General features: G+C 71.8%; 24 protein-coding genes and 1 pseudogene. 15 read left to right on the top strand and 10 right to left on the bottom strand.

Annotated features, from left to right (window positions below):
• Positions 1-16 precede the first annotated feature (16 nt).
• Together V3T34_RS02115 and V3T34_RS02120 are read left to right on the top strand one after the other, a co-directional pair.
• Complete coding sequence (locus V3T34_RS02115; RefSeq protein ID WP_048427839.1) at positions 17-265, top strand: hypothetical protein; 249 nt, start codon at positions 17-19, stop codon at positions 263-265.
• A 581-nt stretch (positions 266-846) separates the two neighbouring features.
• A pseudogene (locus V3T34_RS02120) lies at positions 847-1,939 on the top strand (IS630 family transposase).
• 151 nt (positions 1,940-2,090) lie between these two features.
• Here the strand turns inward: V3T34_RS02120 and trhA are convergent.
• The 3 genes from trhA to V3T34_RS02135 all read right to left on the bottom strand — a co-directional run bounded on the left by trhA (position 2,091) and on the right by V3T34_RS02135 (position 5,207).
• Complete coding sequence (gene trhA / locus V3T34_RS02125; RefSeq protein ID WP_305077038.1) at positions 2,091-2,711, bottom strand: PAQR family membrane homeostasis protein TrhA; 621 nt, start codon at positions 2,709-2,711, stop codon at positions 2,091-2,093.
• A gap of 199 nt (positions 2,712-2,910) precedes the next feature.
• On the bottom strand, positions 2,911-4,005 hold the full coding sequence (locus V3T34_RS02130; protein ID WP_305077005.1) for a COX15/CtaA family protein: 1,095 nt from the start codon (positions 4,003-4,005) through the stop codon (positions 2,911-2,913).
• Positions 4,006-4,067: 62 nt separating this feature from the next.
• Positions 4,068-5,207: an anhydro-N-acetylmuramic acid kinase gene (locus V3T34_RS02135; protein WP_175539984.1), complete on the bottom strand. Its 1,140-nt coding sequence runs from the start codon at positions 5,205-5,207 to the stop codon at positions 4,068-4,070.
• A gap of 129 nt (positions 5,208-5,336) precedes the next feature.
• Here V3T34_RS02135 and tyrS point away from each other — a divergent pair, with 129 nt between their 5' ends.
• The gene (gene tyrS / locus V3T34_RS02140; RefSeq protein WP_060848910.1) at positions 5,337-6,611 is read left to right on the top strand and encodes a tyrosine--tRNA ligase; all 1,275 of its coding nucleotides are present in this window, start codon (positions 5,337-5,339) and stop codon (positions 6,609-6,611) included.
• Between the two features lie 125 nt (positions 6,612-6,736).
• Here tyrS and V3T34_RS02145 read toward each other — a convergent pair whose 3' ends face one another.
• Entirely contained in the window at positions 6,737-7,033 is a 297-nt protein-coding gene (locus V3T34_RS02145) for a hypothetical protein (RefSeq protein WP_060848911.1), read from the bottom strand.
• A gap of 305 nt (positions 7,034-7,338) precedes the next feature.
• Between V3T34_RS02145 and V3T34_RS02150 the strand changes: the two genes are divergently transcribed.
• Together V3T34_RS02150 and V3T34_RS02155 are read left to right on the top strand one after the other, a co-directional pair.
• A complete protein-coding gene (locus tag V3T34_RS02150) occupies positions 7,339-7,920 on the top strand; it encodes a YqaA family protein (RefSeq protein ID WP_060848912.1) in 582 nt (193 codons plus the stop codon).
• A 10-nt stretch (positions 7,921-7,930) separates the two neighbouring features.
• Positions 7,931-8,455, top strand: a complete 525-nt coding sequence (locus tag V3T34_RS02155) for a disulfide bond formation protein B (RefSeq protein WP_305077006.1) — start codon at positions 7,931-7,933, stop codon at positions 8,453-8,455.
• A gap of 9 nt (positions 8,456-8,464) precedes the next feature.
• On the opposite strand, the gene V3T34_RS02160 is transcribed toward V3T34_RS02155, so the two are convergent.
• A complete protein-coding gene (locus V3T34_RS02160; protein WP_305077008.1) occupies positions 8,465-8,815 on the bottom strand; it encodes a hypothetical protein in 351 nt (116 codons plus the stop codon).
• A 210-nt stretch (positions 8,816-9,025) separates the two neighbouring features.
• On the opposite strand from V3T34_RS02160, the gene V3T34_RS02165 reads away from it, so the two are divergent.
• Positions 9,026-9,322 carry a hypothetical protein gene (locus tag V3T34_RS02165; protein WP_305077009.1) on the top strand — a complete coding sequence of 99 codons (297 nt, stop codon included), beginning with the start codon at positions 9,026-9,028 and terminating at the stop codon, positions 9,320-9,322.
• A gap of 73 nt (positions 9,323-9,395) precedes the next feature.
• The gene (locus V3T34_RS02170; RefSeq protein ID WP_407942642.1) at positions 9,396-11,615 is read left to right on the top strand and encodes a cation:proton antiporter domain-containing protein; all 2,220 of its coding nucleotides are present in this window, start codon (positions 9,396-9,398) and stop codon (positions 11,613-11,615) included.
• A 369-nt stretch (positions 11,616-11,984) separates the two neighbouring features.
• On the opposite strand, the gene V3T34_RS02175 is transcribed toward V3T34_RS02170, so the two are convergent.
• The 4 genes from V3T34_RS02175 to cpdR form a co-directional block, all read right to left on the bottom strand.
• Positions 11,985-12,470 (bottom strand): DUF1178 family protein, encoded by a 486-nt coding sequence (locus tag V3T34_RS02175; protein WP_305077011.1) that lies wholly within the window; start codon positions 12,468-12,470, stop codon positions 11,985-11,987.
• A gap of 153 nt (positions 12,471-12,623) precedes the next feature.
• The gene (locus tag V3T34_RS02180) at positions 12,624-13,463 is read right to left on the bottom strand and encodes a carbon-nitrogen hydrolase family protein (RefSeq protein ID WP_305077012.1); all 840 of its coding nucleotides are present in this window, start codon (positions 13,461-13,463) and stop codon (positions 12,624-12,626) included.
• A 63-nt stretch (positions 13,464-13,526) separates the two neighbouring features.
• The gene (grxC, locus tag V3T34_RS02185) at positions 13,527-13,784 is read right to left on the bottom strand and encodes a glutaredoxin 3 (RefSeq protein ID WP_060848918.1); all 258 of its coding nucleotides are present in this window, start codon (positions 13,782-13,784) and stop codon (positions 13,527-13,529) included.
• A 94-nt stretch (positions 13,785-13,878) separates the two neighbouring features.
• Positions 13,879-14,235, bottom strand: coding sequence for a cell cycle two-component system response regulator CpdR (gene cpdR, locus V3T34_RS02190; protein ID WP_048427828.1), 357 nt, complete (start codon positions 14,233-14,235; stop codon positions 13,879-13,881).
• A gap of 215 nt (positions 14,236-14,450) precedes the next feature.
• On the opposite strand from cpdR, the gene V3T34_RS02195 reads away from it, so the two are divergent.
• The 3 genes from V3T34_RS02195 to V3T34_RS02205 all read left to right on the top strand — a co-directional run bounded on the left by V3T34_RS02195 (position 14,451) and on the right by V3T34_RS02205 (position 16,973).
• Positions 14,451-15,341 (top strand): N-formylglutamate amidohydrolase, encoded by an 891-nt coding sequence (locus V3T34_RS02195; protein WP_305077013.1) that lies wholly within the window; start codon positions 14,451-14,453, stop codon positions 15,339-15,341.
• Between the two features lie 154 nt (positions 15,342-15,495).
• Positions 15,496-16,380 (top strand): HpcH/HpaI aldolase/citrate lyase family protein, encoded by an 885-nt coding sequence (locus tag V3T34_RS02200; protein ID WP_060848920.1) that lies wholly within the window; start codon positions 15,496-15,498, stop codon positions 16,378-16,380.
• A 242-nt stretch (positions 16,381-16,622) separates the two neighbouring features.
• Entirely contained in the window at positions 16,623-16,973 is a 351-nt protein-coding gene (locus tag V3T34_RS02205; RefSeq protein ID WP_305077014.1) for a hypothetical protein, read from the top strand.
• A gap of 58 nt (positions 16,974-17,031) precedes the next feature.
• Here the strand turns inward: V3T34_RS02205 and V3T34_RS02210 are convergent, their stop codons facing one another.
• Positions 17,032-17,445, bottom strand: a complete 414-nt coding sequence (locus V3T34_RS02210; RefSeq protein WP_091887597.1) for a hypothetical protein — start codon at positions 17,443-17,445, stop codon at positions 17,032-17,034.
• Positions 17,446-17,700: 255 nt separating this feature from the next.
• Between V3T34_RS02210 and V3T34_RS02215 the strand changes: the two genes are divergently transcribed.
• From V3T34_RS02215 to V3T34_RS02235, 5 genes are all read left to right on the top strand, one after another.
• On the top strand, positions 17,701-18,972 hold the full coding sequence (locus V3T34_RS02215) for a TadE/TadG family type IV pilus assembly protein (RefSeq protein ID WP_305077015.1): 1,272 nt from the start codon (positions 17,701-17,703) through the stop codon (positions 18,970-18,972).
• A gap of 131 nt (positions 18,973-19,103) precedes the next feature.
• Positions 19,104-19,490: a phasin gene (locus V3T34_RS02220; protein WP_305077016.1), complete on the top strand. Its 387-nt coding sequence runs from the start codon at positions 19,104-19,106 to the stop codon at positions 19,488-19,490.
• A gap of 302 nt (positions 19,491-19,792) precedes the next feature.
• Entirely contained in the window at positions 19,793-20,641 is an 849-nt protein-coding gene (locus tag V3T34_RS02225; RefSeq protein ID WP_305077017.1) for a hypothetical protein, read from the top strand.
• A gap of 91 nt (positions 20,642-20,732) precedes the next feature.
• Positions 20,733-21,005 carry a hypothetical protein gene (locus tag V3T34_RS02230; RefSeq protein WP_305077018.1) on the top strand — a complete coding sequence of 91 codons (273 nt, stop codon included), beginning with the start codon at positions 20,733-20,735 and terminating at the stop codon, positions 21,003-21,005.
• Between the two features lie 185 nt (positions 21,006-21,190).
• A complete protein-coding gene (locus tag V3T34_RS02235) occupies positions 21,191-22,324 on the top strand; it encodes an AI-2E family transporter (protein WP_091754112.1) in 1,134 nt (377 codons plus the stop codon).
• Positions 22,325-22,334 lie beyond the last annotated feature (10 nt).

The following is a 22,334-nucleotide window of genomic DNA, read 5'->3' on the forward strand; positions in this document are numbered from 1 at the left end:
GCGAGAGTCCCGGCCGATGAGCAACGTCGTTCCCCTGCTGCGCCCGCGCCCGGCGCCCGATGCCGCCGCCCGCGCCACCGCGATGGTCGTCTCCGACCTCGTGACGATCGCCGAGCAGCTGCACGACATCGGCGCCCGCGCCGCCGCCCTGGGCCGGCCGCGCACGGAGGCCGAGCGCACGGTGCAGATGGTGCTGGACGCCGTGACCTCGATCGAGCGCGCGCTCGACACCATTACGGATGGCGGGGACTACACACCGTTCTGAGGGCTCGGCCGGCTTATTCGGAGATCGCGCCCCGCTCTCGACCTGACCCTGAAGCGTCAGAGCCTGTTCGATACACGCAATAGATCAACGGACGATCTTGCCTCCCACACGCGACCTCATCCTGAGGTGTTAGAGCATTTTCCGACGAAGTGGAAACCGGTTCGTCGCAGAAAATGCGCCAAAACAAAGACTTAGAGAGCTTCGCAATTGCAACGCGATCGTGAAGTGCTCTAGTCGATCGAAGATCGACTGACCTCGAAGGAAATCTCCATCTGGCGCAGCGATCCCTGGAGCCCTCCATTAAGGTCGGGCCATCTTCGATGGAGTGCGCCCTCCGATCGCCGACACCTCAGGATGAAGTCTAGAGTGGGACAAAATCTCCCGCTCGAATCAAATATTCTCCAATTCGATCGAGTATCGATTGATATCCAAAAATTATTCCGGCTGTTGAGGCCTGTCAGAGCCTGTTTGACACACTTGATAGTATGTCCACCACATCAGTCCAGGGCCGCATAAGCGGAACTAGTGCATTGACGCATTCAGAGGATTCACGGTAGGCGTGAGGTATGCGAGTCTGAGGGATGGCTCAGACTGTCTGCGTAATCCCCAGCGCCGCCGACCTGGCGCGCTTGTCCGCCATCGTCGCCGATCGGGGGCGGCCCCTCAAGCACATCCAGCGCGCCCGCATCGTCCTGCTCTCGGCCGAACGCCTCTGCGTCCTCGACGTCGCCCAGCAGGCGGGCGTCAGCCGGCCGGCCGTCTGGCGCTGGCAACAGCGCTACGCCGAGGAAGGCGTCGAGGGCCTCTTACGCGACAAGACCCGTCCGCCCGGCAAGCCGCCTCACTCCACCGACACCGTCGCCGAGGTGCTCGCCCTCACCTGCTCCGAACCGCCCGGTGAGGTCACCCACTGGACCGGCCGCGCCCTGGCGCAGGCCGTCGGGATCTCCCTGCGGTCGGTCCAGCGCATCTGGGATGCCCATCGCCTCCAGCCGCATCGGGTCCGCAGCTTCAAACGCTCGAACGATCCGGCCTTCGCCGAGAAGGTCGAGGACATCGTCGGGCTCTATATGGATCCGCCGCGCCACGCCGTCGTGCTCTCGCTCGACGATCCTTCGACAGGCTCAGGATGAGGAGAGCCAGATCCAGGCTCTCGAGCGCACCCGCCCAAGCCGACCCGTCACGCCAGGTCGCCCCGAGACCCAGACCCACGACTACATCCGCCACGGCACCACGACGCTGTTTGCCGCGCTCGATGTACTGGAGGGTACGGTGATCGGCCGCTGCATGCAGCGTCACCGCCACGAGGAGTTCCTGCGCTTCCTCAACACGATCGAGGCGGCGGTGCCGGCCGGCAAACTGATCCACGTGATCCTGGACAACTACGGCACGCACAAGCACCCGAAGGTGCGGGCCTGGCTGGTTCGGCACCCACGCTGGATCTTCCACTTCACCCCGACCTCGGCCTCGTGGATGAACGCGGTCGAGGGCTTCTTCTCCGCCCTGACCCGGCGCAGGCTGAAGCGGGGCAACTTCAGCGGGATCGTCGACCTTCAGGCTGCGATCAACCGCACCATCGCCGAGCACAACGACAGGCCGAAGCCCTTCATCTGGACCAAGCCCGCCGCTGCCATCCTCGATGCCGTCAACGACAACGCTGCACCATCCGTTTGAGTCAGTGCACTAGGAATCGAAAGCCTTGATCGCTGGATCATCAACCCGAACGGTCGCCGGCCCGCCGCAGCCCCGGAACGATCCGCAAAACCGATCGGACCGGCGATCGGACTACCCGGTCCGATCGCCGAATCGCCCGAGTTCCGCCGTCTCACGCTCCCACGTCGAGCATGCTGCGGAACACCGCGCCGTAATGGCAGGCGGCGGCCGCCAGCACGAAGGCGTGCCAGATCGCGTTCTGGAACGGGAGCCGGCGCCAGACGTGGAAGATGACGCCGAGCGAGTAGAGCAGGCCGCCGGCGGCGAGCAGCCACAGGGCCGGTGGCGACAGGGCGGCGATCACCGAATCGTAGACCATCATCCCGCTCCAGCCGAGCGCCAGGTAGAGGGCGATCGCCAGGCGGTCGAAGCGGCCCGGCAGGGTCAGCTTCACGGCGGCGCCTATGACGGCGACGAGCCAGATCCCGGCGAGCAGCCCGATGGCGATGCCGTCGGTGCCGACCAGGATGACGAAGGGCGTGTAGGTGCCGGCGATCATCAGGAAGATGGTGGCGTGGTCGCACCGGCGCAGCCGCCATTTCGTCCGGCCGATCGGCCACATGTTGTAGGCCGCCGAGGTCCCCAGCATCGCCACGAGGCCGGCGGCGTAGACGCCGACCGCCACCGTCTCGGCGGGGCTGAGCTTCGAGAGGACGGCGCTGATCGTCAACGCCACGGCGCCGATCACGCCGAGGGAGACCCCGACCACGTGCACGATGCTGTCGGCGAGCATCTCGCGCGGCGTGTAGGTCCAGACGAGGCCGAGCGGCCGGCCGTCCGGCGCGAAGCGCGGGGCGGGGGCTGAGGACAGTTCCAGGGAGTGCTCCTGCGCGGACAATCGGACCTCCGCTCCTCGGGGCCGGGAGACGGCCTCCCGATCCGTCGAGGTTAAGACGCGAGCATGAACGTGGGACGAACGATCCCTCCTCGCCTCAAGCCGCCCGCAGCGCCACCGGCGCGGGCGCCCGGCCGAGCCGGGCATGGGCGCTCGCCATGCCGAGGACCAGCATGGCGGCGACCTGGTGGGCGAGGCCGGCCCAGAGCGGCACCGCCAGCAGCAGCGTGACGATGCCGAGCGTCGCCTGGGCGACGACGAGGCCGGCAAGCGCGGTGGCGCGCCGCGCCGCGCCGGTCCCGGGCATCGTGCGGCGGGCATCGAGGGCGTGGACGATCGCGAGGGCGAGCAGCGCGTAGGCGACGAGCCGGTGGTTGAACTGCACCAGGGCGACGTTGTCGACGAAGTTTTCGATCCACGGCGTGCCGGCGAACAGGCCGCCGGGCACGAGGCCGCCATCCATCAGCGGCCAGGTGTTGTAGGTGAGCCCCGCCTTCGAGCCGGCGACGAGGCCGCCAAGCGCGATCTGCACCAGCACCAGCACCATCAGGGCGAGCGCCGTGCGGGAGAGCCGCGCCGGCAGCACCTCGTCACGGCGTCGGTCGAGGCCGGCGGCGATCCAGACGAGGCCGGCATAGATCCCGCTCGCCAGCGTCAGGTGCAGGGCGAGCTTGATCGGCGCCACCGCGGTCATGCCGGGCTGGAGACCTGACGCCACCATGATCCAGCCCACCGCGCCCTGAAGGCCACCGAGCACGCCGAGGCCGAGGAGGCTCGCGCCGAGGCGCCGGTCGAGCTGGCCGCGCAGCCAGAACACCAGCAGCGGCAGGAAGAACGCGAGCCCGATGATCCGGCCGAGCAGCCGGTGGCCCCATTCCCAGCCGTAGATGAACTGGAACTCCGACAGGGTCATGCCCTGGTTAAGCAGCCGGTATTGCGGCGTCGCCTGGTACTTGGCGAATTCCTCGGCCCAGGCCGCCCCCGAGAGCGGCGGGATCGCGCCGGTCACCGGCTTCCACTCGGTGATCGACAAGCCGGATCCGGTCAGCCGCGTCGCGCCGCCCACCGCCACCATCGCCACCACCAGGGCGGCCATGACGAAGAGCCAGGTCCGCACGGCGCGGCGGGACCGGGGCGCCGCGGCGGCCGGTGCCGCGGGAGGAACGAGGCCGATCGAGGACGTGCTGCTCATGCGCGACGGCTTACCGGCGGGGACGGGCCTCGCGCAACGTCCTGCGGTGCCGCACTGCCCTCTTAATCCTCCGGCCGCGCCAGCACGCCGCCGCTGATCGCCTCCCGCACGCCCGTGGTCGACGGGAAGGTGATCGGCAAGCCCTCCACCGAGCGCACCGCCAGGTAGGCGAAGGCCTGGGCCTCCAGGAAGGCCGAGGACCAGCCGATGGCGTCCGCCGTCGTGATCTCGGCACGCAGGTGGTAGTTGAGCTGGCGCAGCAATTCGCCGTTGCGGGCCCCGCCGCCGGCGACGATCCAGCGGACCGGCGGGTCGGAGGCGTGGTCGAGGGCGCGGGCGACCGCCCTCGCCGTGAAGGCGGTCAGCGTCGCGGCGCCGTCCTCGGTCGAGAGCTGGCCGGCGAGCTTGTGCGAGAACCAGTTGCGGTCGAGCGACTTCGGCGGCCGGCGGGCGAAGAACGGGTGGACGAGGAGCCAGGCGAGCAGCTGCTCGTCGGGCCGGCCGCGGGCGGCGGTGCGGCCGTTGTCGTCGAGCGCGTGGCCGGTACGCTCGCGCATCCAGTCGTCGATGAGCGCGTTGCCGGGCCCGGTGTCGAAGGCGAGGATGCGTCCGTCCCGGGCGATCAGCGTGGCGTTGGCCACGCCCCCGATATTGAGGATGCCGAGGCTCTCGGTGAAGCCCGAAGCCTGGGCCAGCGCCCGGTGGAAGACCGGCACCAGCGGTGCCCCCTGCCCGCCCGCCTCGATGTCGGCGTGGCGCAGGTCCGACACCACCTTGATGCCGAGGCGGCGGCTCAGGTCCCGGCCGTCGCCGATCTGCACGCTCATCTTCTGGTCGGGCCGGTGCACCACGGTCTGGCCGTGGAAGCCGATCACGTCGATGTCCGCCGCGGTGAGCCCGTTCTCGGAGAGGAAGTTCTCGACCGCCTCGGCGTGCAGGCGCGTCACCAGCTCCTCGGCGGCGGCAAGGCAGCCGGGGCGCTCGCTGCGCTCGGTCACGGCCTCGGCGTCGATCAGGGCCTGGCGCAGGAGCGCCCGGTCGTCGTCGGAATAGGCGCGGTAGCCCGTGGGTCCCAGCGGCTCGAGGTAGCCGTTGGGGCTGCGCTCGACCCGGACCGTCTCGCCGTCGGTCTCGATCAGGGCGACGTCGACGCCGTCGAGGGAGGTGCCGCTCATCAGCCCGATCGCGCGCCGCATCGTCATCCCGAATCGCCCCCGTGCCTTTCGGGGCCGGCACTGCTATGGACCGACCCGTTCCGAATCCGACGGAGCTAGCATGGCGGCACCGCGCTGTCGCGCCGTCGCCCACCCGCGAGACTGATCGAGAGTTCCATGGCCGCGCCCACCGACTTCGCGCCGCGTTCCGACTTCCTCCGCGTCCTCCTGGAGCGCGGCTACGTCCACCAATGCTCCGACTTCGCGGGCGTGGACGAGGCCGCCCGCGAGGGCCGGCTGACGGCCTATGTCGGCTACGATTGCACGGCGCCGTCGCTGCATATCGGCCACCTGCTCTCGATCATGATGCTGCACTGGCTGCAGGCGACCGGCGGCAAGCCGGTGGCGCTGATGGGCGGCGGCACCACCCGCGTCGGCGACCCGTCCGGCCGCGACGAGACCCGCAAGATCCTGACGCTCGACCAGATCGAGGCCAACAAGGCCGAGATCGGCAAGACCTTCGCGCGCTTCCTCGATTTCGGAACGGCTCCCAACGCCGCCGTGATGGCCGACAACGCCGAGTGGCTGACCACCCTCAACTACATCGAGATGCTGCGCGACATCGGCCGGCATTTCTCGGTCAACCGGATGCTGTCGATGGACAGCGTGCGGCTGCGGCTGGAGCGCGACCAGGAGCTGTCGTTCCTGGAATTCAATTACATGATCCTGCAGGCCTACGACTTCGCCGAGCTGAACCGCCGCTACGGCGTGACGCTGCAGATGGGCGGCTCGGACCAGTGGGGGAACATCGTCACCGGCATCGATCTCGGCCGGCGCCTCGGCACGCCGCAGCTCCATGCCCTGACCTGCCCGCTGATGACCACGGCGTCGGGCGCCAAGATGGGCAAGACGGCGTCGGGCGCGGTCTGGCTCAACCCGGACATGCTGAGCCCGTACGAGTACTGGCAGTTCTGGCGCAACACCGAGGATGCCGATGTCGGCCGCTTCCTGCGCCTGTTCACCCTGATGCCGCTCGACGAGGTCGCCCGGCTCGCGGGCTTGGGCGGCCAGGAGATCAACGAGGCCAAGAAGGTGCTGGCCACCGAGGCATGTGCCCTGCTGCACGGCCGCGAGGCGGCGGAGGCCGCCGCCGAGACGGCGCGGCGCACCTTCGAGGAGGGGGCGCTGGCCCAGAGCCTGCCCACCGTCGAGGTGCCGCGGGCCGCGATCGAGGCGGGGCTGGGCGTGCTCTCGGCCTTCGGGCCCGAGCACGCGGCCCTCGTCCCCTCGACCAGCGAGGCGCGGCGCCAGGTGAAGAGCGGCGGCCTCAAGGTCAACGACGCCCCCGTCACCGACGAGCGCGCGGTGATCGGCACCGGCGACGTGACGCCGGAGGGCGTGGTGAAGCTGTCCTTCGGCCGCAAGAAGCACGTGCTGCTGCGGGTGGTGTAGGGCCGTCGCGCGGGAACCCGCGCCTGCCGATGCCGGCGCGTGTCCCGGTCCGACGCGGGTAACCCTCCCCCGCTTTGCGGGGGAGGGTTCGGACCCGAGCCTTCGGGGACGCTGCGCGGGCCGGATCAGGCGTGCGGCCGGGCCCGTCGGCGGGTCACGGCCCGCGCCGTCGCCACCGGCGCGCAGCGCTGCCAGCCCCAATGGTCGTAGGCGGTCGAGGCGCGGGCCTCGCACCAGCCCTGGTGGCGGAGCGCCGTGGCGAAGCGGTCGCGATCCTCGCAGGCCTGGTTGGCCAGCGGCGAGGCCGGCAGGGCGCAGGCCGCGTCGGCCCGCTGCCAGCGCGCGACGAGGTCCTCCGCGGCGGCCGGGACGGTGCCGGCAAGGAGCGGGGCGAGGACGAGGAACGGACGCAGGAACGACATCACGCGGGGCCTTCGGTAGATCCGGGCCGATCGATGAGAGACGATCGTGGCGTGGATCGGGCGGAGCGGCGCAGTCTCGTCAAGCAGAAACCGGATGCCGCCAAGACGAATCGCCAAGAGAGCTAGGCCGACTGGACGAGACCGGCGGAGACCTCGGCCTGCCGGGCGGCGGTGGATCGGCAGCGCGCCGGTGCCCCGCCGGGGCGGACGCTTCCCGCCCGGCTGTGGCGGCCGGAACCCTCGCCAGCGCCGCGAAGCTGTGCTCAAAGGGCGCCACCTGACGACTGACGGGCTTGATCCCCACGATGCTGCGCCGCCTCTACGAGTGGATCCTCGCGCTCGCCGCGCGCCCCTCGGCCCCCTACGCGCTCGGCGCGGTCTCCTTCGCCGAGAGCTCGTTCTTCCCGGTGCCGCCCGACGTGATGCTGGTGCCGATGGTGGTGACCCGGCCCGAGAAGGCCTGGACCTACGCGCTCGTGGCGACGCTGACCTCGGTGGCGGGCGGCATCGCCGGCTACGCGATCGGCGCGCTGCTCTACGATTCCCTCGGCGCCTGGCTCTTCCACCTCTACGGCCTCGACAAGGGCGCCGACCAGTTCCGCGAGGCCTACGCCCATTACGGCCACTGGGTGATCCTGCTGAAGGGGCTCACGCCGATTCCCTACAAGCTCGTCACCATCACGTCGGGCTTTGCCGGCTACGATCTGTTCTGGTTCGTCGTCCTGTCGCTGATCACCCGGGGCGCGCGGTTCTTCATCCTGGCGGGGCTCGTGCGCCGCTACGGCGTCGGCATCCGCACCGTCCTCGACCGGCACCTGAACGCCGTGGCGGCGATCTGCGTGGCGGTCGCCGTGCTCGGCTTCGTCGCCTTCCGCTACCTGATCTGAGGATTGGCCCATGGCCGGCACTCCCATGGCTCCCTCCCTGGCCACGCGGCTCACGGCGCCCCGGCCGGCCGCCCTGCTGGTGCTCGTCGGCGCCGCGGCCACCGTCGGCGGGGCGCTGATCTTCCAGCACGGCTTCGGCTACGTGCCGTGCAAGCTGTGCCTGACCGAGCGCCAGCCCTACTACCTCGCCCTGCCGCTGCTCGCCGCCGCGCTGCTGCTGCCGCGCCGGCTCGCGGGCGGGCTCCTCGCCCTGGTGGCGGTGATCTTCCTCGTCGGGGCGGCCCTGGGCGCCTACCATGCCGGGGCCGAGTGGGGCTTCTGGCCCGGACCCAGCGATTGCGGCGGCGGCGCCGGCCCGGCGCCGGCCGGCGTCGACGACTTCCTCAAGTCCCTGCAGGCGACCCACCCGGTGGATTGCACCGCAGCCGCCTGGCGCTTCCTGGGGATCTCGCTCGCCGGCTACAACGCCCTCATCGCGCTCGCCCTCGCGGCGCTCGCCGGCACCGGGGCCCTGCGGGCGCTGCGCCGCGGCTGACGGGCCGCCTCAGCGCTTCGGCTTCATCACCGTCGGCTCGGCCAGGAGCGCGGCCAGCCGCTCGGAATCGAGGGCCGGCTCGGGCTTCGGCTTCGCCTCCTTGCGGGCCTCCTTCGCCGCCTCGGCCTTCTTGGCCTCGATCTTCTCGGGCCGCGCCATCCGGGCGGCCTTCGCGATCGGCGGCGTCGGCACGATCGAGCCGGTGGTGACCGGCTCGTCGAGCGGCATCACGGGCTTCACGGCGGCGACGAGCTGCGGGCGGGGCGGCTCGCGGTCGAGCTGCGCCGAGCAGACGGCACAGACCGTGGCGAAGCCGAGGCTCGCGACAGTCGCGAGGAAGAGATTGGTACGCAGGGACACGGGCCGGGTACTCAAGGAACGGTTGACCATCCCGGAGCCTAGGCGGCGACCCTTAATGATCCCCTTGCCGGTCGATCTTGCCGGTCAACCTCGCCTATCGCGGCTGGTGGCTCCGACCTCGGCGGGATTCAGGACTTGTGAACCTTGTCCGCAGCAGCGCGCGAACCTGCCGGCCCCCAAGAACGTCTTCGCCCAAAGGGGACGCGATAGATGTTCTTCATCATGACGGCGGCGATCGGCGGCGGGATGGCGGCCGCGACCTGGCTGATCCAGGACGGTCCCGCCGTGGCGGCCTCGGCGGGCGCCATCGCCGGCGCCGTCAGCGCGGCAGTGGCCGCGGCCCTTCTCGCGTGGCTCGACCGCCGGTCCGGGACGGGCGAGCCGGCCGCCACCGCGACCCGGCAGCCCGACGACCTCCCGCGCCTGCCCCGCCGCCGCCGCTCCGTTCTGCGGCGCTTCGCGCGCCGCTGCCACCCGGAGGACGGGATTCTCGCCCCCGCTCGCTGATCCCCCGGAACCGGGGCATTGCGGCCCGGTTGACGGCCGCACCCTGGCGAGGACCCGAGCGATCCGCGTGGCAATGCCCTTCTTCCCGGCCCGCTCCGGGACCTGCCGCGTGAGGCGAGCTCTCCCCGCCCTGACCCTGGCCACTGCCGCGTTCGTCCTCGCCGGCAGCGCCCAGGCCGCCGGAATCGGCTCGGGCGGCGGCCCGTCCGAGGTGGTGCTGCTGATCCAGATCGTGCTGCTCCTCAGCCTCGGGCGCCTGCTCGGCGAGGCGATGCTGCGGGTCGGCCAGCCGGCGGTGATGGGCCAGCTGCTCGCCGGCCTGCTGCTCGGGCCGTCGTTTTTCGGGGCGGTCTGGCCGGAGGCGCAGCACTGGCTGTTTCCGCCCGGACGCGACCAGCGCGCGCTCCTCGACGGCATCGCCCAGCTCGGCATCCTGCTGCTCCTGCTGATGACCGGGATGGAGACCGACCTCGCCCTGGTGCGCAAGGTCCGGCGCGCGGCGGTCAGCGTCTCGGTCACCGGGGTCGCGGTGCCGTTCGCCTGCGGCTTCCTCCTCGGCTGGTTCCTGCCCGAGGCGATGCTGCCGCACCCGGAGCTGCGCCTCGTCACCTCGCTCTTCCTCGGCACCGCGCTCGCGATCTCATCGGTCAAGATCGTCGCCATGGTGGTGCGCGAGATGAATTTCCTGCGCCGCAACGTCGGCCAGGTGATCGTGGCCTCGGCGATCATCGACGACACGATCGGCTGGGTGATCATCGCGGTGATCTTCAGCCTGGCGCGGGCCGGCACCATCGATCCGTGGGAGGTCGGCCGCAGTCTCGCCGGCACCCTGGTCTTCCTCGGGATCAGCCTGACGGTCGGGCGCCGCCCGGTCTTCTGGCTGATCCGCTGGGCCAACGATTCGCTGAGGAGCGAGGCCGCGGTGATCACCGCGATCCTGGTGCTGATGGGGGTGCTGGCGCTGATCACGCAGGCCATCGGCGTCCATACGGTACTCGGCGCCTTCGTGGCCGGGCTGCTGGTCGGCCAGTCGCCAATCCTGACGCGCCGGATCGACGAGCAGTTGCGCGGCGTCGTCACCGCCCTGTTCGCGCCGATCTTCTTCGGGCTCGCGGGCCTCAGCGCCGACCTGACCATCCTGCGCGACCCGCGCCTGCTGCTCCTCACCCTCGGGCTCATCGCGGTGGCGAGCCTCGGCAAGTTCGCCGGCGCCTTCGCGGGCGGGCTGATCGGGGGCCTGCGGCGGCCGGAATCCCTGGCGCTCGCCTGCGGGATGAACGCCCGCGGCTCGACCGAGGTGATCGTCGCCTCGATCGGGCTCGGCATGGGGGCGCTGAGCCAGGACCTGTTCACGATGATCGTCGCGATGGCGCTGATCACCACCCTGGCGATGCCGCCGATGCTGCGCTGGGCCCTCCACCGCCTGCCGCTCGCGGGCGAGGAGAAGGCGCGGCTCGCGCGCGAGGCGGCGGAGGAGACCGGCTTCGTCGCCCGGCTCGAACGCCTGCTCGTCGCCGCCGACGACGGGGCGAAGGGCCGCTTCGCCGCGCGGATCGCCGGCCTCGTCGCCGGTTCGCGCGGCATGCCGGTGACCGTGGTGCGGCTCGGGGAGCCCACCGAGGAGACCCGTCTCGCGGGCGCGGTGACGGCGGCCGCGGAGGCCGCCCGGGGCGAGGAGGCCGCGCCGGTCGAGGTGACCGAGCACGCCAGCCCCGCGCCCGCCGCCGAAGCCGTGGGCGACGAGGCCGCCAAGGGCTACGACCTCCTGATCGTCGGCATCGACCCGACGGTCGCACCGGAAGGCGGCCTTGCCGACGCGGTGGCCGGCGCGGCGGAGCGGTTCGAGGGGCCGCTCGCCATCGCGGCCGCCCGTGGCGCGCATCGCGACGACCCCGACGCGCCGCTCGCGATCCTGGCGGTGATCGACGGCACCGAGGCGGCCCGCCGCGGCGCCGAGATCGCCGTCACCCTGGCCCGCGGCGCGGATGCGGCACTCTGCGTGCTCTTCCTCGCCGACGGCGCCGGCCGGCGTCTCGCCGGGATGCGCCAGGGCGACGCCGCGGCCCTGCGCGAGGTGGTCGATCTCGCCGAGCGGGCCGGGCTGCGGGTACGCACCCATGTCCGGGCGACCCGCTCGCCCGAGCGCGAGATCCTGCGCCAGGCGCGGGCCGGCAACCACGACCTGATCGTGATGGGTGTCACGCGCCGTACCGGCGAGGTCGCGTCGTTCGGCCCCCTCGCCGAGACGGTGCTGGAGGCCTCCGACCGCTCGGTGCTGTTCCTGGCGAGCTAAGCAGACCTGCGTTGGCAGGCCACGCGGTACACGACAGCGACGTGAATCCGCGATGATTATCTCTCACACCCGCGACCTCATCCTGAGGTGTCAGTCGATCGAAGACCGACTGACCTCGAAGGAGGCCTCCAGATGTCGCTGCGATTTCTGGAGCCCTCCTTCGAGGCTCAGCGATCGTCGATCACGTGCGATCTTCGATCGCCAACACCTCAGGATGAGGCGGTGCATGGGAAAGCCTTGACGCAGAAAGGATTCACGCCCCGGCCGTGTACCGTGGGCAGACCAACGCTCCGCCCGCTCATTTTCTTGTTTTGTCGCAGATTTTCGGCACCGAACCGGTAACCACTTCGGCGAAATCTGATTGGAGCCTCAGTTCCGGTCGTCCGGCAGGGCCGGCAGAGGCTGCACGGCGATGCCCTCGTCGACGAGGGCGCGGGCCTCGCTGAGGCTCGCCTCGCCGTAGATCGCTCGCTGCTCGGCCTCGCCGTAATGCATCCGCCGGGCTTCCGTCGCGAAGTTCGCCCCGACATGGTCGGCGGAGCGGGCGACCTGCTCGTGCAGGGCGCGGATCATCGCGCGCAGCTGGCGCTCCGGCTCGGAGACCAGGCTGACCGGCGTCTCGGCGGGCGCCGGGACGGCGGGGGCGGCCTCCGCCCGGGCCGGCACGCCGGCCGGGGCCGGCAGCGCCGCGGCGCGGCCGAGGGACGGCGCCATGATCTGCTTCACGACCTTCGCGCTGTCGCAGAACGGGCAGGTGACGAAGCCGGCCTGCGCCTGGGCGTCGTAGGAATCGCTCGACGGGAACCAGCTCTCGAAGCTGTGGCCGGAATCGCAGGACAGGGCGTAGCGGATCATGGGACCGGATATCGGGGGGCGGGGGCGCCGTTGCGAGGGCGATGCGACGCTTGAGACGCGCCGTAGGGCGAAAGTGCGGCCCGGACGCCTCGTTCGCGACGACACCGAAGACCGGTCCGTCGCCGACGAGGCGGCGGGAACGACGGTCCGGCGTCAGGCGCCGGCCACCTCCACCACCACCGGCCGGGCGTGGCGCAGGGCCGGGATGCGGGCGCGGGCATCCGCGACGAGGGCCATGTCGATCTCGGCCAGGATCACCCCCGGCTCGTTGCCGTCGGCCTCCGCCAGCACCCGGCCCCAGGGATCGACGATGACGGAGTGGCCGTAGGTCTCGCGCCCGTCCTCGTGCCGGCCGCCCTGCGCGGCCGAGATCATGAACGAGCCGGTCTCGATCGCCCGGGCGCGCTGCAGCACGTGCCAATGCGCCTCGCCGGTCTGGCGGGTGAAGGCGGCCGGCGCCGACAGGATCTCGGCCCCGGCCTCGGCCAGCGCCCGGTAGAGGGCGGGAAAGCGCACGTCGTAGCAGATCGCGACGCCGAGCCGGCCCCAGGGCAGGTCGGCGACGACCGCCCTCGCCCCCCCCGTATAGGTGGCGGATTCGCGGTAGCTCTCGCCGTTCGGCAGATCGACGTCGTAGAGGTGGAGCTTGTCGTAGGATGCGGTGATCGCGCCCTCGCGGTCGATCACGAAGGCGCGGTTGGCGACCTTGTCGCCGTTCTTCACCGCGAGCGAGCCGACATGGACCACCACCCCGCGCTCGCGGGCGACGTCGCGCAGCGCGCCCAGCGTCGGATCGTCCTCCGGCGCGCGGATTTTCCGAAAAAGGCTCGCCCGGTCGCGCTCGAGGAGCGAGGTCATCTCGGGCGTCTGGACGTAGTGCGCGCCGCGTTCGGCCGCCTCGCGGATTCCCGCCACCGCGGCGTCGCGGTTCAGCGCGGGGTCGCGGCCGGAGCGCATCTGCACGCAGGCGGCGACGAAGCGGGGAGCAGTCATGGGCAGCGGACTCCGGAACGGTCCGGGGAGCTTACGCCGCAACGCCCCCGCACCGCCAGAGGGTCAGCCGGCCAGCAGCGGGTCGAGGCGGCCGGCGCGATCGAGGGCGTAGAGGTCGTCGCAGCCACCGACATGGGTCTCGCCGACGAAGATCTGCGGCACGCTGGTGCGTCCGCCGGCCTTCCCGACCATCTCGGTGCGGGCGCCGGCCTTGGCCTCGACGTCGACCTCGGTGAACGCCGCGCCCTTCTCCTGCAGCAGCGACTTGGCCGCCGAGCAATAGGGGCACCAGCTGGTGGTGTAGATCGTGACCGGCTGCATCCGACGGCTCGCGCTGCTGGGGGATGACCCGATATAGGCGCGGGCGGACCCGCGCGCCAGCGGCGCGTGAACGGCCCGCCTCCGGACGGCCCTGTCAGGCCGCCATCAGCTTCTCGACCTCGGTCACCAGCTCGCGCAGGTGGAAGGGCTTCGACAGGACCTTGGCGTCCTTCGGGGCCTTCGAATCGGGGTTGAGCGCCACCGCGGCGAAGCCGGTGATGAACATCACCTTGATGTCGGGGTCGAGCTCGGTGGCGCGGCGCGCCAGCTCGATGCCGTCCATCTCGGGCATCACGATGTCGGTGAGCAGGAGCTCGAACGGCTCCTCGCGCAGGCGGTTGTAGGCCGAGAGCCCGTTGTCGAACGAGGCCACGTCGTAGCCTGCGTTCTGGAGCGCCTTGGCGAGGAAGCGACGCATGTCGTTGTCGTCTTCCGCGAGGAGGATCTTCATGAACGAAAGTCCCGGATACCGATTCGGAGCGTTCATTCCATAAAGCGGCGTCGTGGTAAACAGAGTGTTGACGCCGCGCCGTCCGGGACGTCCATCCCCGGCGGAATCGTGCCCCGACGGGGCCGCCCGGCAGTGGACAGGCCCGGGCCGGGGCGCCAGATTAGCCGGATGATGATGGTGCGATCGCGTCCCGCCCCCCGCCCCGGCGCGTCCGGATGAGCCGAGCTTCCCCCGCGAGCCTGTTCGCCCCGCCCTTCCAGGTGGACGAGCCGGAGCGGCAGACCCTGCCGTTCGTCTACAACACGGGCCATTCGGGCGCGGTGTACCCGGCCTCCTTCGTAGCCGCCTCGCGGCTCGACGCGGTGGCCCTGCGCCGCTCCGAGGACGCCTTCGTCGACCGGCTCTACGCGCCCGTCGTGGGCCTCGGCGCGCCGCTGATGCGGGCCGCGTTCCCGCGCGCCTATCTCGACGTCAACCGCGAGCCCTACGAACTCGATCCGCGGATGTTCGAGGGCCGGCTCCCGCCCTTCGTCAACGTGCGCTCGATGCGGGTGGCCGGCGGCCTCGGCACGGTGCCCCGGGTGGTGGCGGACGGCCAGGAGATCTATCGCGGCCGGCTTCCCGTCGAGGAGGCGCTGGCGCGCATCGAGGAGCTGTACAAGCCCTATCACCGCACCCTGAAGGAGCTGGTGGCCCGCACCGCCCGGACCTTCGGCCACGCGGTGCTGATCGACTGCCACTCGATGCCCTCGACGAGCCTGTCGCGCGACGAGGGTCAGGCGGTCGACGTGGTGCTGGGCGACCGGTTCGGCACCGCCTGCGCGCCCGACCTGATCGACTGCGCGGAAGCCGCGTTCCGCGCCCACGGCCTGCGGGTGGTGCGCAACAAGCCCTATGCGGGGGGCTTCGTCACCGAGCATTACGGCGAGCCGGCGCAAGGCCGCCACGCCCTGCAGATCGAGGTCAACCGCGCCCTCTACATGGACGAGCGCAAGCTCCTGCCCCGTCCCGGTTTCGAGGCGCTGTCGCGGGTCCTGACCGCGGTGGCGGGAACGCTGGGCCACACCGCGCTCGACCTCGGCCCCCGGCGCATCGCCGCCGAGTAGGTCGCCCCCCCTTCTCCGTCCGACGATCGCCGGGCTGGCGCGGCTGGTCCGATCGGCTAAGCAGGGCAGCGACGCGGCCCCGCGGCTTCCCTCGCGGATCCGGGGCGCGACGTTCCTGCGTGACAGTCTTGCGCGAACCCTGGGGAAGCCCGCGATGATCGATCTCCGCCTCCGCCGCAGCGTGCTCTACATGCCGGGCTCGAACCTGCGTGCCCTCGAGAAGGCGCGCAGCCTGCCGGCCGACGCGCTGATCCTCGACCTCGAGGATGCGGTCGCCCCGGACGCCAAGGACGTGGCGCGCGAGCAGGTCTGCGCCGCGGTGCGCCAGGGCGGCTACGGCGACCGCGAGCTGATCATCCGGGTCAACGCCCCCCAGACCCCGTGGGGCGAGGCGGACCTGCGGGCGGCGATCGAGGCCGGGCCCGACGCGATCCTGATGCCGAAGGTCTCCTCCCCGGCGGTGCTGGAGAACATCGCCGACCGGCTGGAAGCCCTCGACGCGCCGGCCGGCATCAAGATCTGGGCGATGATCGAGACCCCGGCGGCGATCCTCAACATCCAGGCGATCGCGGCGGCGCGGCGCAACCCCGGCACCCGTCTGACCTGCTTCGTGCTGGGCACCAACGACCTCGCCAAGGACACCTGGACGCAGATCGTGCCGGGCCGGGCCCCGATGATGCCCTGGCTGATGACCGCGCTCGCCGGCGCCCGCGCCGAGGGCCTGACGATCCTCGACGGCGTCTACAACAACTTCTCCGACCTCGACGGCTGCCGCGAGGAATGCGAGCAGGCCCGCATCCTCGGCTTCGACGGCAAGACCCTGATCCATCCGAGCCAGGTGGCGCTCGCCAACACCGCCTTCGCCCCGACCGAGGCCGAGGTCGCGGTGGCCCGCACCGTGATCGAGGCCTTCGAGCGGCCCGAGAACGCCAGACGCGGCGCGATCCAGATCAACGGCCGCATGTTCGAGCGCCAGCACATCCCGATGGCCCGGCGCTCCGTCGCCTGGTCGGAGGCCATCGCCGCCAAGGGACAGTAAGCGACGGCCCTGCGGCCGGAGCCGGCGCGCCACCCGGGAACGAGGCGGCGCGCCGGGCTTGACCCACCGGCTTTTGCGGCGCACAAATTCTTAATCAACGTTAAACGCGCGAGCGTCCGGACCGTCTCGGGATGGTACAGGCTCGGCGCGGCTCCTACGGCCCGGCCGTCGGCCCGGGCCCGACTCGGCGCCCACGGCCCTCATGGCGCCGCTCCCTCGTCACCCCCGCGATGGAGTTCCCCATGCGCTGCGATCCCCCGCCCTTCGAGACCATCTTCCGTATTCCGGGCGAGCACCGCCTCGAGAGCGACGGCATGATCGGCCGCGGCGGCCGGGTGTTCGGGCTGTCCTGGTTCCACCGGGAATACGACCCGGGCGACCGCCTCGTGGCGCGCTACGAGACCTACGACGAGGTCGGCGCCGACGGCGCGTCGCGCTGCGGCTGGCGCCGCTACGACGAGGCGGGCCGCCTCACCCTGCGGCACGAGGTCGGGATGCGATGGGCCGCCCTGGTCGAGAGCCTGTCGCGCCGCGAGGCCGAGACGGCGCTGCAGCACCCGCAGGGCATCGTGCTCGACGGCGTCCCGGCCTGAGCGGCCGGACCGTCGACACGTCGGAAGCTCCGGCCGTCCCCCGGCCGGCGGCTTTCCCTCACCGAGCCGGCTTCTTCGCCGGTTCGGCCGCCGGCGCCGCCGGGGTGATGCTGCCGGTCTGGTTCACCTTGTCGCGCGCCGTGTCGAGGCGCTTGGTCAGGGCGGCGAGGTCGCGCTGCGTGGCGGCGAGCTGCGCCTTGGCCTTCTCGCGGGTCGCTCCCATCTGGGCGATCTCGTCGCGGGCGGCGGCGATCTTGGCCTGGCGGTCGCGCAGCTCGGCCTCGACGTCCTGGAACTGCTTGAAGCGGGCGGCGAGCGCGTCGCGCTGGCCCTCGGTCTCGGCCAGCTGGGCCCGCAGCGCGCTCTTGCCCGACGAGGAGACGCCGTACGCCCCCCAGCCCGACAGGGTGCCGAGACCGAGGATGCCGGCCGCGAGAAGGGCGGGCGTGGGGCGGAACCGCAGGGCGCGCATCGGCAGTCCTCGTCAGATACTCGTAGGGCCGCCGGCGGCGGCCGAGGATGTCCCGAACCCGGGAACACGACTGTCCGCAACAATGACGGATCTTCGTTAACGCCGCCTTGCACGGCGGCCGGCCCGGAAACCTTGACAGAGGATTACTCCACCTTCGCCGGAGCCGTGAGATCACCGGCCGAAGCCTTAACCTCCCAGCCGTTAGGCCTAGGCCCGTTAGGCCATGACCAGCGGCGCCGGGAGGGCGAACCTGCGATGATGGGGCTGCTCGCCCGCTTCCGATCCGACCGCCGCGGCGCCATCGCGGTGATCATGGCGCTGACGATGATCCCGGTGCTCTTCCTGGTCGGGGCGGGGATCGACTACGCCCGCGCGGCCGCGGTCCGGGCAAAGCTCCAGACCGCCACCGACGCGGCGGTGCTGGCGGTGATCCGCGAGGCGCCGACCCTGGCGTCCGAGGCCGCGTTCCAGGCCCGCGCCCGGGCCTTCTTCGACGCGAGCTTCCCGCCCCAGGCCGGCGTGACGGTGACCGGCTTCACCCCGGCCCGGGCCGGCACGCAGGTGACGGTCAGCGCCACCGCCCGGATCGACATGACCCTCGGGCGCCTGATGCACCCGGCCCCGCTCGTGGTCGGCGGCACTTCGCAGGCGATGTCGGGAGGCCGGTCACTCGAGGTGGCGCTGGTGCTCGACAACACCGGCTCGATGAACGACGCCGGCAAGCTGCCGGCCCTGAAGCAGGCGGCGAAGGATTTCCTGGCCTACCTCGACAAGGTCGTGACCACCCGCGCGGACGCCAAGGTCGCCCTGGTCCCGTTCTCGACGCAGGTGAACCTCGGCACCGCCGTCACGAGCGCCGGCTGGCTCAGCTACGCCAAGCTCGGCACCGTCGGCCCGGCGAGCTGGCAGGGCTGCATCGCCGACCGCGACCAGCCCTACGACGTCCAGGCCCCGACCACCGAGCCGTCCGGCGCCGCCGCCTACCCGGCCGACCGCTGCGCCTCGCTCCAGAACGGCAAGCCGACCCTGGCGGCGATCCGCCCCCTCGGCACCGATTACGGGACGCTCAACGCCGCCATCGACGCGATGAGCGCGGGCGGCGCCACCAACGTCACCGTCGGGGTGGCGTGGGGGCTGGAGGCGCTCACGCCCTACGGGCCGCTCGCCACCGCGGCGAGTCTGGCCGACGACACGGTCACGAAGGTCATGATCGTGCTCACCGACGGGCTGAACACGCAGAACCGCTGGAAGGTCGCCTGCACGGGCAACTTCCTGTACGATCTCCTCGCCCTCCCCGGCTGCGTCGACGACAGCGTCATCGACGCCCGCACGCTCAGCGCCTGCACGGCCGCCAAGACCGCCGGCATCGTCATCTACACGGTGCGGGTGATCGACGGGAATGCCGACATGCTGCGGTCCTGCGCGAGCAAGGACGGGTTCTTCTACAACGTGATCACCGCCGACGACTTGAAACCGGCCTTCCAGAGCATCGGCCGCTCGATCGCGCAATTCCGGCTGACGCAGTAGGGCGGGCTCCGTCCGGAGCAAGCCGGCCGGGGGCGACCCGTTGACTCTTGCATTGCGTTGCAGCATCGTGATTGCTGCGTCGCACAAATCCTCAGGGCGGCGCGCGTAGCGACAAGCCGGAGGCCACGCCCGTGAGCAGCACCCAGAAGCCCTTCGAGATCCCGTCCGAGATGCGCGACTTCGCCGAGAAGGGCGTGCAGAACGCCCGCACCGCGTTCGGCACCTTCCTGGGCTCCGCCCGCAAGCTCGCCGAGACCGTGGAGACCTCGACCCAGACCTCGCAGACCGGCATGGGCACCGCCGTCGCCCGCGGCTTCGACTACACCGAGCAGCACGCTACCGCGACCTTCGACCTCGCCGAGAAGCTCGTGCGCACCCGCGACGTCAAGGAGGCCCTGGAGCTGCAGGGCGAGTACATGCGCAACCAGATGAGCGCGCTGCAGACCCAGGCGAAGGAGTTCGCCACCCTGTCCGAGTCGATCAAGGCCGACATGACCAAGGCCCAGGCCAAGGCCTGAGACCGAGGTCTCGGACCGTTGTCCGAGGCCGGGGCCTGACGCCCCGCGGGTGAGGCCCCGGCCTCACCCCACCCCCGGCGGACCGGGCCCCGCGCCTCCGCCCGCCTGCAAGGCCCGCGGCCGGGCGCGTCCGCCCCGATCGCCGCGGCGATCCGCCAAAGCCGATCCGACAGGTCCCTCCGACACGTCGATCCGGATCCGCCGGTGCCCCGGACGAGCCTGCCGGCGCGCCGGTTGCCGCGCGTTCGCCCCCCCGCATCGGGTCGAGGGCGGCGCGTCCGCTACCTCGAGGAGGCCGAGCCATGACCACGCGCCGCAGCGACAAGACCCGCAAGCCGCCCCGCCGCCCACCCGTCCGGACGGCCGCGCGGACGAATGGTGCATCCCAGTCCGTCCAGGGCGAGACCGCCCCGGTCGACGCCGTCGCGGTGGCTTCCGCCCCCGAGGCGATCGAGACGGCTCCCGAGACCGTGGCCGAGACGGCCGCCGCCGCCGAGACCGCGCTCGCCGATCAGGCCGAGCCGGCCCGCGCCCAAGAGGAGTTGGTCCAAGAGGAGCCGGTCCGGGAGGCCGCGCCCGAGCCCGTCGCCGAGACGGAGCCGGCCGGGGCCGACGACGTGATCCCCGCCGAACCCGTCGCCGAGACGGCCGAGGCTCCGACGACCGCGTCCGACGAGGTGCCGGCCGACGTCGAGGCAGCCCGGGACGGGACGGTCGCGCAAGACGAGGCCATCGCTCGGGATACCGGGACCCAGGATGTCGAGGCCAAGGACATCGCGACCGACGCGGCGGCCTCGCCCGAGCCGGTCGCGGCGTCGCAGGACGCACCGGTGATACCGGCCGCCGCCGAGCCGGCCTCGGCCGCCGAGGCCGCCGGGCGGCCCGGCGCGGAGCAGGAGCCGCCGCTGGCCGCCATGCAGGGCTTCATCGAGATCAACGGCCGGCTGGTGGCGTTCCTCCAGGGCGAGGGCCAGGCCGCCGTGGCGTTCTGGAAGGCGGCCCTGACCGTCCGCTCGCCGGGCGACCTCGCGCAGCTCCAGGCCGCCGAGGTGAGCCGGGCGATCGACGCCGCGCTCGCCTGCTGGACCGACCTCGCCCGCCGCATGGGCCGCCTGGCGATCGCGGTGCCGCCGCGGTCCCGCGCCGCCTGAGCGCGCGCCCGGCCGGCATCCCCGATGCCGGCCGCCCCGTCCGGGCCGCGACGGCCCGGACCGCGAACCGCAACCGCAGAAGGAGACCGGGATGTTCGACGCTTGGTACGCGACCGCGATGCTCGCGATGGAATCCCAGAAGGTCATCGAGCTGCGCATGATGAAGCTCGCCTGGGGCGGCGTCGCCGGCCAGGTCGAGGCGCAGCGGATGGTGAGCGAGAAGATCGGTGCCGCCCTCGAGGCGACCGGCACGCTGCTGGGCGGCGGCACGCCGGAGGCGGTGATCGACCGCTACCGCGAGCACGTCCGCAACAACGTCGCGCGCCTGTCGGCCCCGGCCGGCGACCGGGCCGTCGGCCACTGACGGCGGCGCGGTCAAGCCCCGCGCCCCGTTCCCGGGCCCGGGCCCGGGCCTGACGGCCCCCCGGACGACCGCGCGGGAGCGCCCTCGCCTCACGCCACGCTTGACCCTGCGGCGCGCCGCTTCCATCTCGGGCCGGCCGGGGCGCGACGGATTCGCGTGGGGGACGGGTTGCCGCACAGATGCCGATCCAACGCCGGGCCGCCATCACCCTGGCCGTGCTCGCCCTGCTTGTCTTCCTGCTCTACCAGCTGCGCGACGTGCTGCTGCCCTTCGTGGCGGGCGCGGCCCTGGCCTACGCCCTCGATCCCGTCGCCGACCGGCTGGAGCGCCTCGGGCTCGGGCGGCTCGCCGCGACGCTGCTCATCCTGGCGGGCTTCGTCTGCGGGCTGATCCTGACGCTGATCCTGGTGGTGCCGCTCGCCGCCAACCAGATCGCCGCCCTCGTCGCCTCGCTGCCGGCGATGATCGCGAAGCTCCAGGCGATCATCGCCGAGCGGGCCGGCCCGCTGATCGAACGGGCCGGCGGTGCCGGCGCGTTCCAGGAACTGCAATCCTCCGTCGGCAACCTGACCGGGCAGGCGGTGGCCTGGCTCCTCGGCTTCCTGCGCTCGCTGTGGTCGGGCAGCCAGGCGGTGGTCGGCATCGTCTCGCTGCTCGTGGTGACGCCCGTGGTGGCGTTCTATCTCCTGGTCGACTGGGACCGGATGATCGCCACCCTCGACCGCTGGGTGCCGCCGCGCCACCGCGATACCGCCCGCACCCTCGGCCGCGAGATCGACGGGGCGATCACCGCCTTCATCCGCGGCCAGACCCTGGTCTGCCTCCTGCTCGGCACCTTCTACGCCGTCGGCCTGTGGTGCGTCGGGCTCAATTTCGGCGTGCTGATCGGCCTGATCTCGGGCCTCCTGACCTTCATCCCGTATGTCGGCTCGCTCACCGGCTTCCTGCTCTCTACCGGCGTCGCCCTGGTGCAGTTCTCGCCCGACTGGGTCTCGGTGGTGCTGACGGTCGGGGTCTTCCTAGTCGGGCAGTTCCTCGAGGGCAACGTGCTCCAGCCCAAGCTCGTCGGCGACGCGGTGCGGCTGCACCCTGTCTGGCTGATGTTCGCGCTGCTGGCCTTCGGCTCGCTGTTCGGCTTCCTCGGGCTGCTGCTCGCGGTGCCGGTGGCGGCGGCGATCGGCGTGGTCGCGCGCTTCGGGGTGAAGCGCTATCTCGAAAGCCGCCTCTACCACGACGGCACGCCGATCCTGGCCGCCGACGCGACGGTGGCGAGGGTCGCGGCGGCCGAGGCCGCCCCGCCCGCCCTCTCCAAGCCGTGAACCCGCGAGA

This window comes from Methylobacterium ajmalii, assembly GCF_036448855.1.
Lineage (GTDB): Bacteria > Pseudomonadota > Alphaproteobacteria > Rhizobiales > Beijerinckiaceae > Methylobacterium > Methylobacterium ajmalii.

Bases quoted from the DNA above. Each gene is read 5' to 3' on its own strand.
- V3T34_RS02115 (WP_048427839.1), top strand. From the start codon at position 17: ATGAGCAACGTCGTTCCCCTGCTGCGCCCGCGCCCGGCGCCCGATGCC.
- trhA (WP_305077038.1), bottom strand. From the start codon at position 2,711: ATGCTCGCCGACAGCATCGTGCACGTGGTCGGGGTCTCCCTCGGCGTG.
- V3T34_RS02130 (WP_305077005.1), bottom strand. From the start codon at position 4,005: ATGAGCAGCACGTCCTCGATCGGCCTCGTTCCTCCCGCGGCACCGGCC.
- V3T34_RS02135 (WP_175539984.1), bottom strand. From the start codon at position 5,207: ATGACGATGCGGCGCGCGATCGGGCTGATGAGCGGCACCTCCCTCGAC.
- tyrS (WP_060848910.1), top strand. From the start codon at position 5,337: ATGGCCGCGCCCACCGACTTCGCGCCGCGTTCCGACTTCCTCCGCGTC.
- V3T34_RS02145 (WP_060848911.1), bottom strand. From the start codon at position 7,033: ATGTCGTTCCTGCGTCCGTTCCTCGTCCTCGCCCCGCTCCTTGCCGGC.
- V3T34_RS02150 (WP_060848912.1), top strand. From the start codon at position 7,339: ATGCTGCGCCGCCTCTACGAGTGGATCCTCGCGCTCGCCGCGCGCCCC.
- V3T34_RS02155 (WP_305077006.1), top strand. From the start codon at position 7,931: ATGGCCGGCACTCCCATGGCTCCCTCCCTGGCCACGCGGCTCACGGCG.
- V3T34_RS02165 (WP_305077009.1), top strand. From the start codon at position 9,026: ATGTTCTTCATCATGACGGCGGCGATCGGCGGCGGGATGGCGGCCGCG.
- V3T34_RS02170 (WP_407942642.1), top strand. From the start codon at position 9,396: ATGCCCTTCTTCCCGGCCCGCTCCGGGACCTGCCGCGTGAGGCGAGCT.
- V3T34_RS02175 (WP_305077011.1), bottom strand. From the start codon at position 12,470: ATGATCCGCTACGCCCTGTCCTGCGATTCCGGCCACAGCTTCGAGAGC.
- V3T34_RS02180 (WP_305077012.1), bottom strand. From the start codon at position 13,463: ATGACTGCTCCCCGCTTCGTCGCCGCCTGCGTGCAGATGCGCTCCGGC.
- grxC (WP_060848918.1), bottom strand. From the start codon at position 13,784: ATGCAGCCGGTCACGATCTACACCACCAGCTGGTGCCCCTATTGCTCG.
- cpdR (WP_048427828.1), bottom strand. From the start codon at position 14,235: ATGAAGATCCTCCTCGCGGAAGACGACAACGACATGCGTCGCTTCCTC.
- V3T34_RS02195 (WP_305077013.1), top strand. From the start codon at position 14,451: ATGAGCCGAGCTTCCCCCGCGAGCCTGTTCGCCCCGCCCTTCCAGGTG.
- V3T34_RS02200 (WP_060848920.1), top strand. From the start codon at position 15,496: ATGATCGATCTCCGCCTCCGCCGCAGCGTGCTCTACATGCCGGGCTCG.
- V3T34_RS02205 (WP_305077014.1), top strand. From the start codon at position 16,623: ATGCGCTGCGATCCCCCGCCCTTCGAGACCATCTTCCGTATTCCGGGC.
- V3T34_RS02210 (WP_091887597.1), bottom strand. From the start codon at position 17,445: ATGCGCGCCCTGCGGTTCCGCCCCACGCCCGCCCTTCTCGCGGCCGGC.
- V3T34_RS02215 (WP_305077015.1), top strand. From the start codon at position 17,701: ATGATGGGGCTGCTCGCCCGCTTCCGATCCGACCGCCGCGGCGCCATC.
- V3T34_RS02225 (WP_305077017.1), top strand. From the start codon at position 19,793: ATGACCACGCGCCGCAGCGACAAGACCCGCAAGCCGCCCCGCCGCCCA.
- V3T34_RS02230 (WP_305077018.1), top strand. From the start codon at position 20,733: ATGTTCGACGCTTGGTACGCGACCGCGATGCTCGCGATGGAATCCCAG.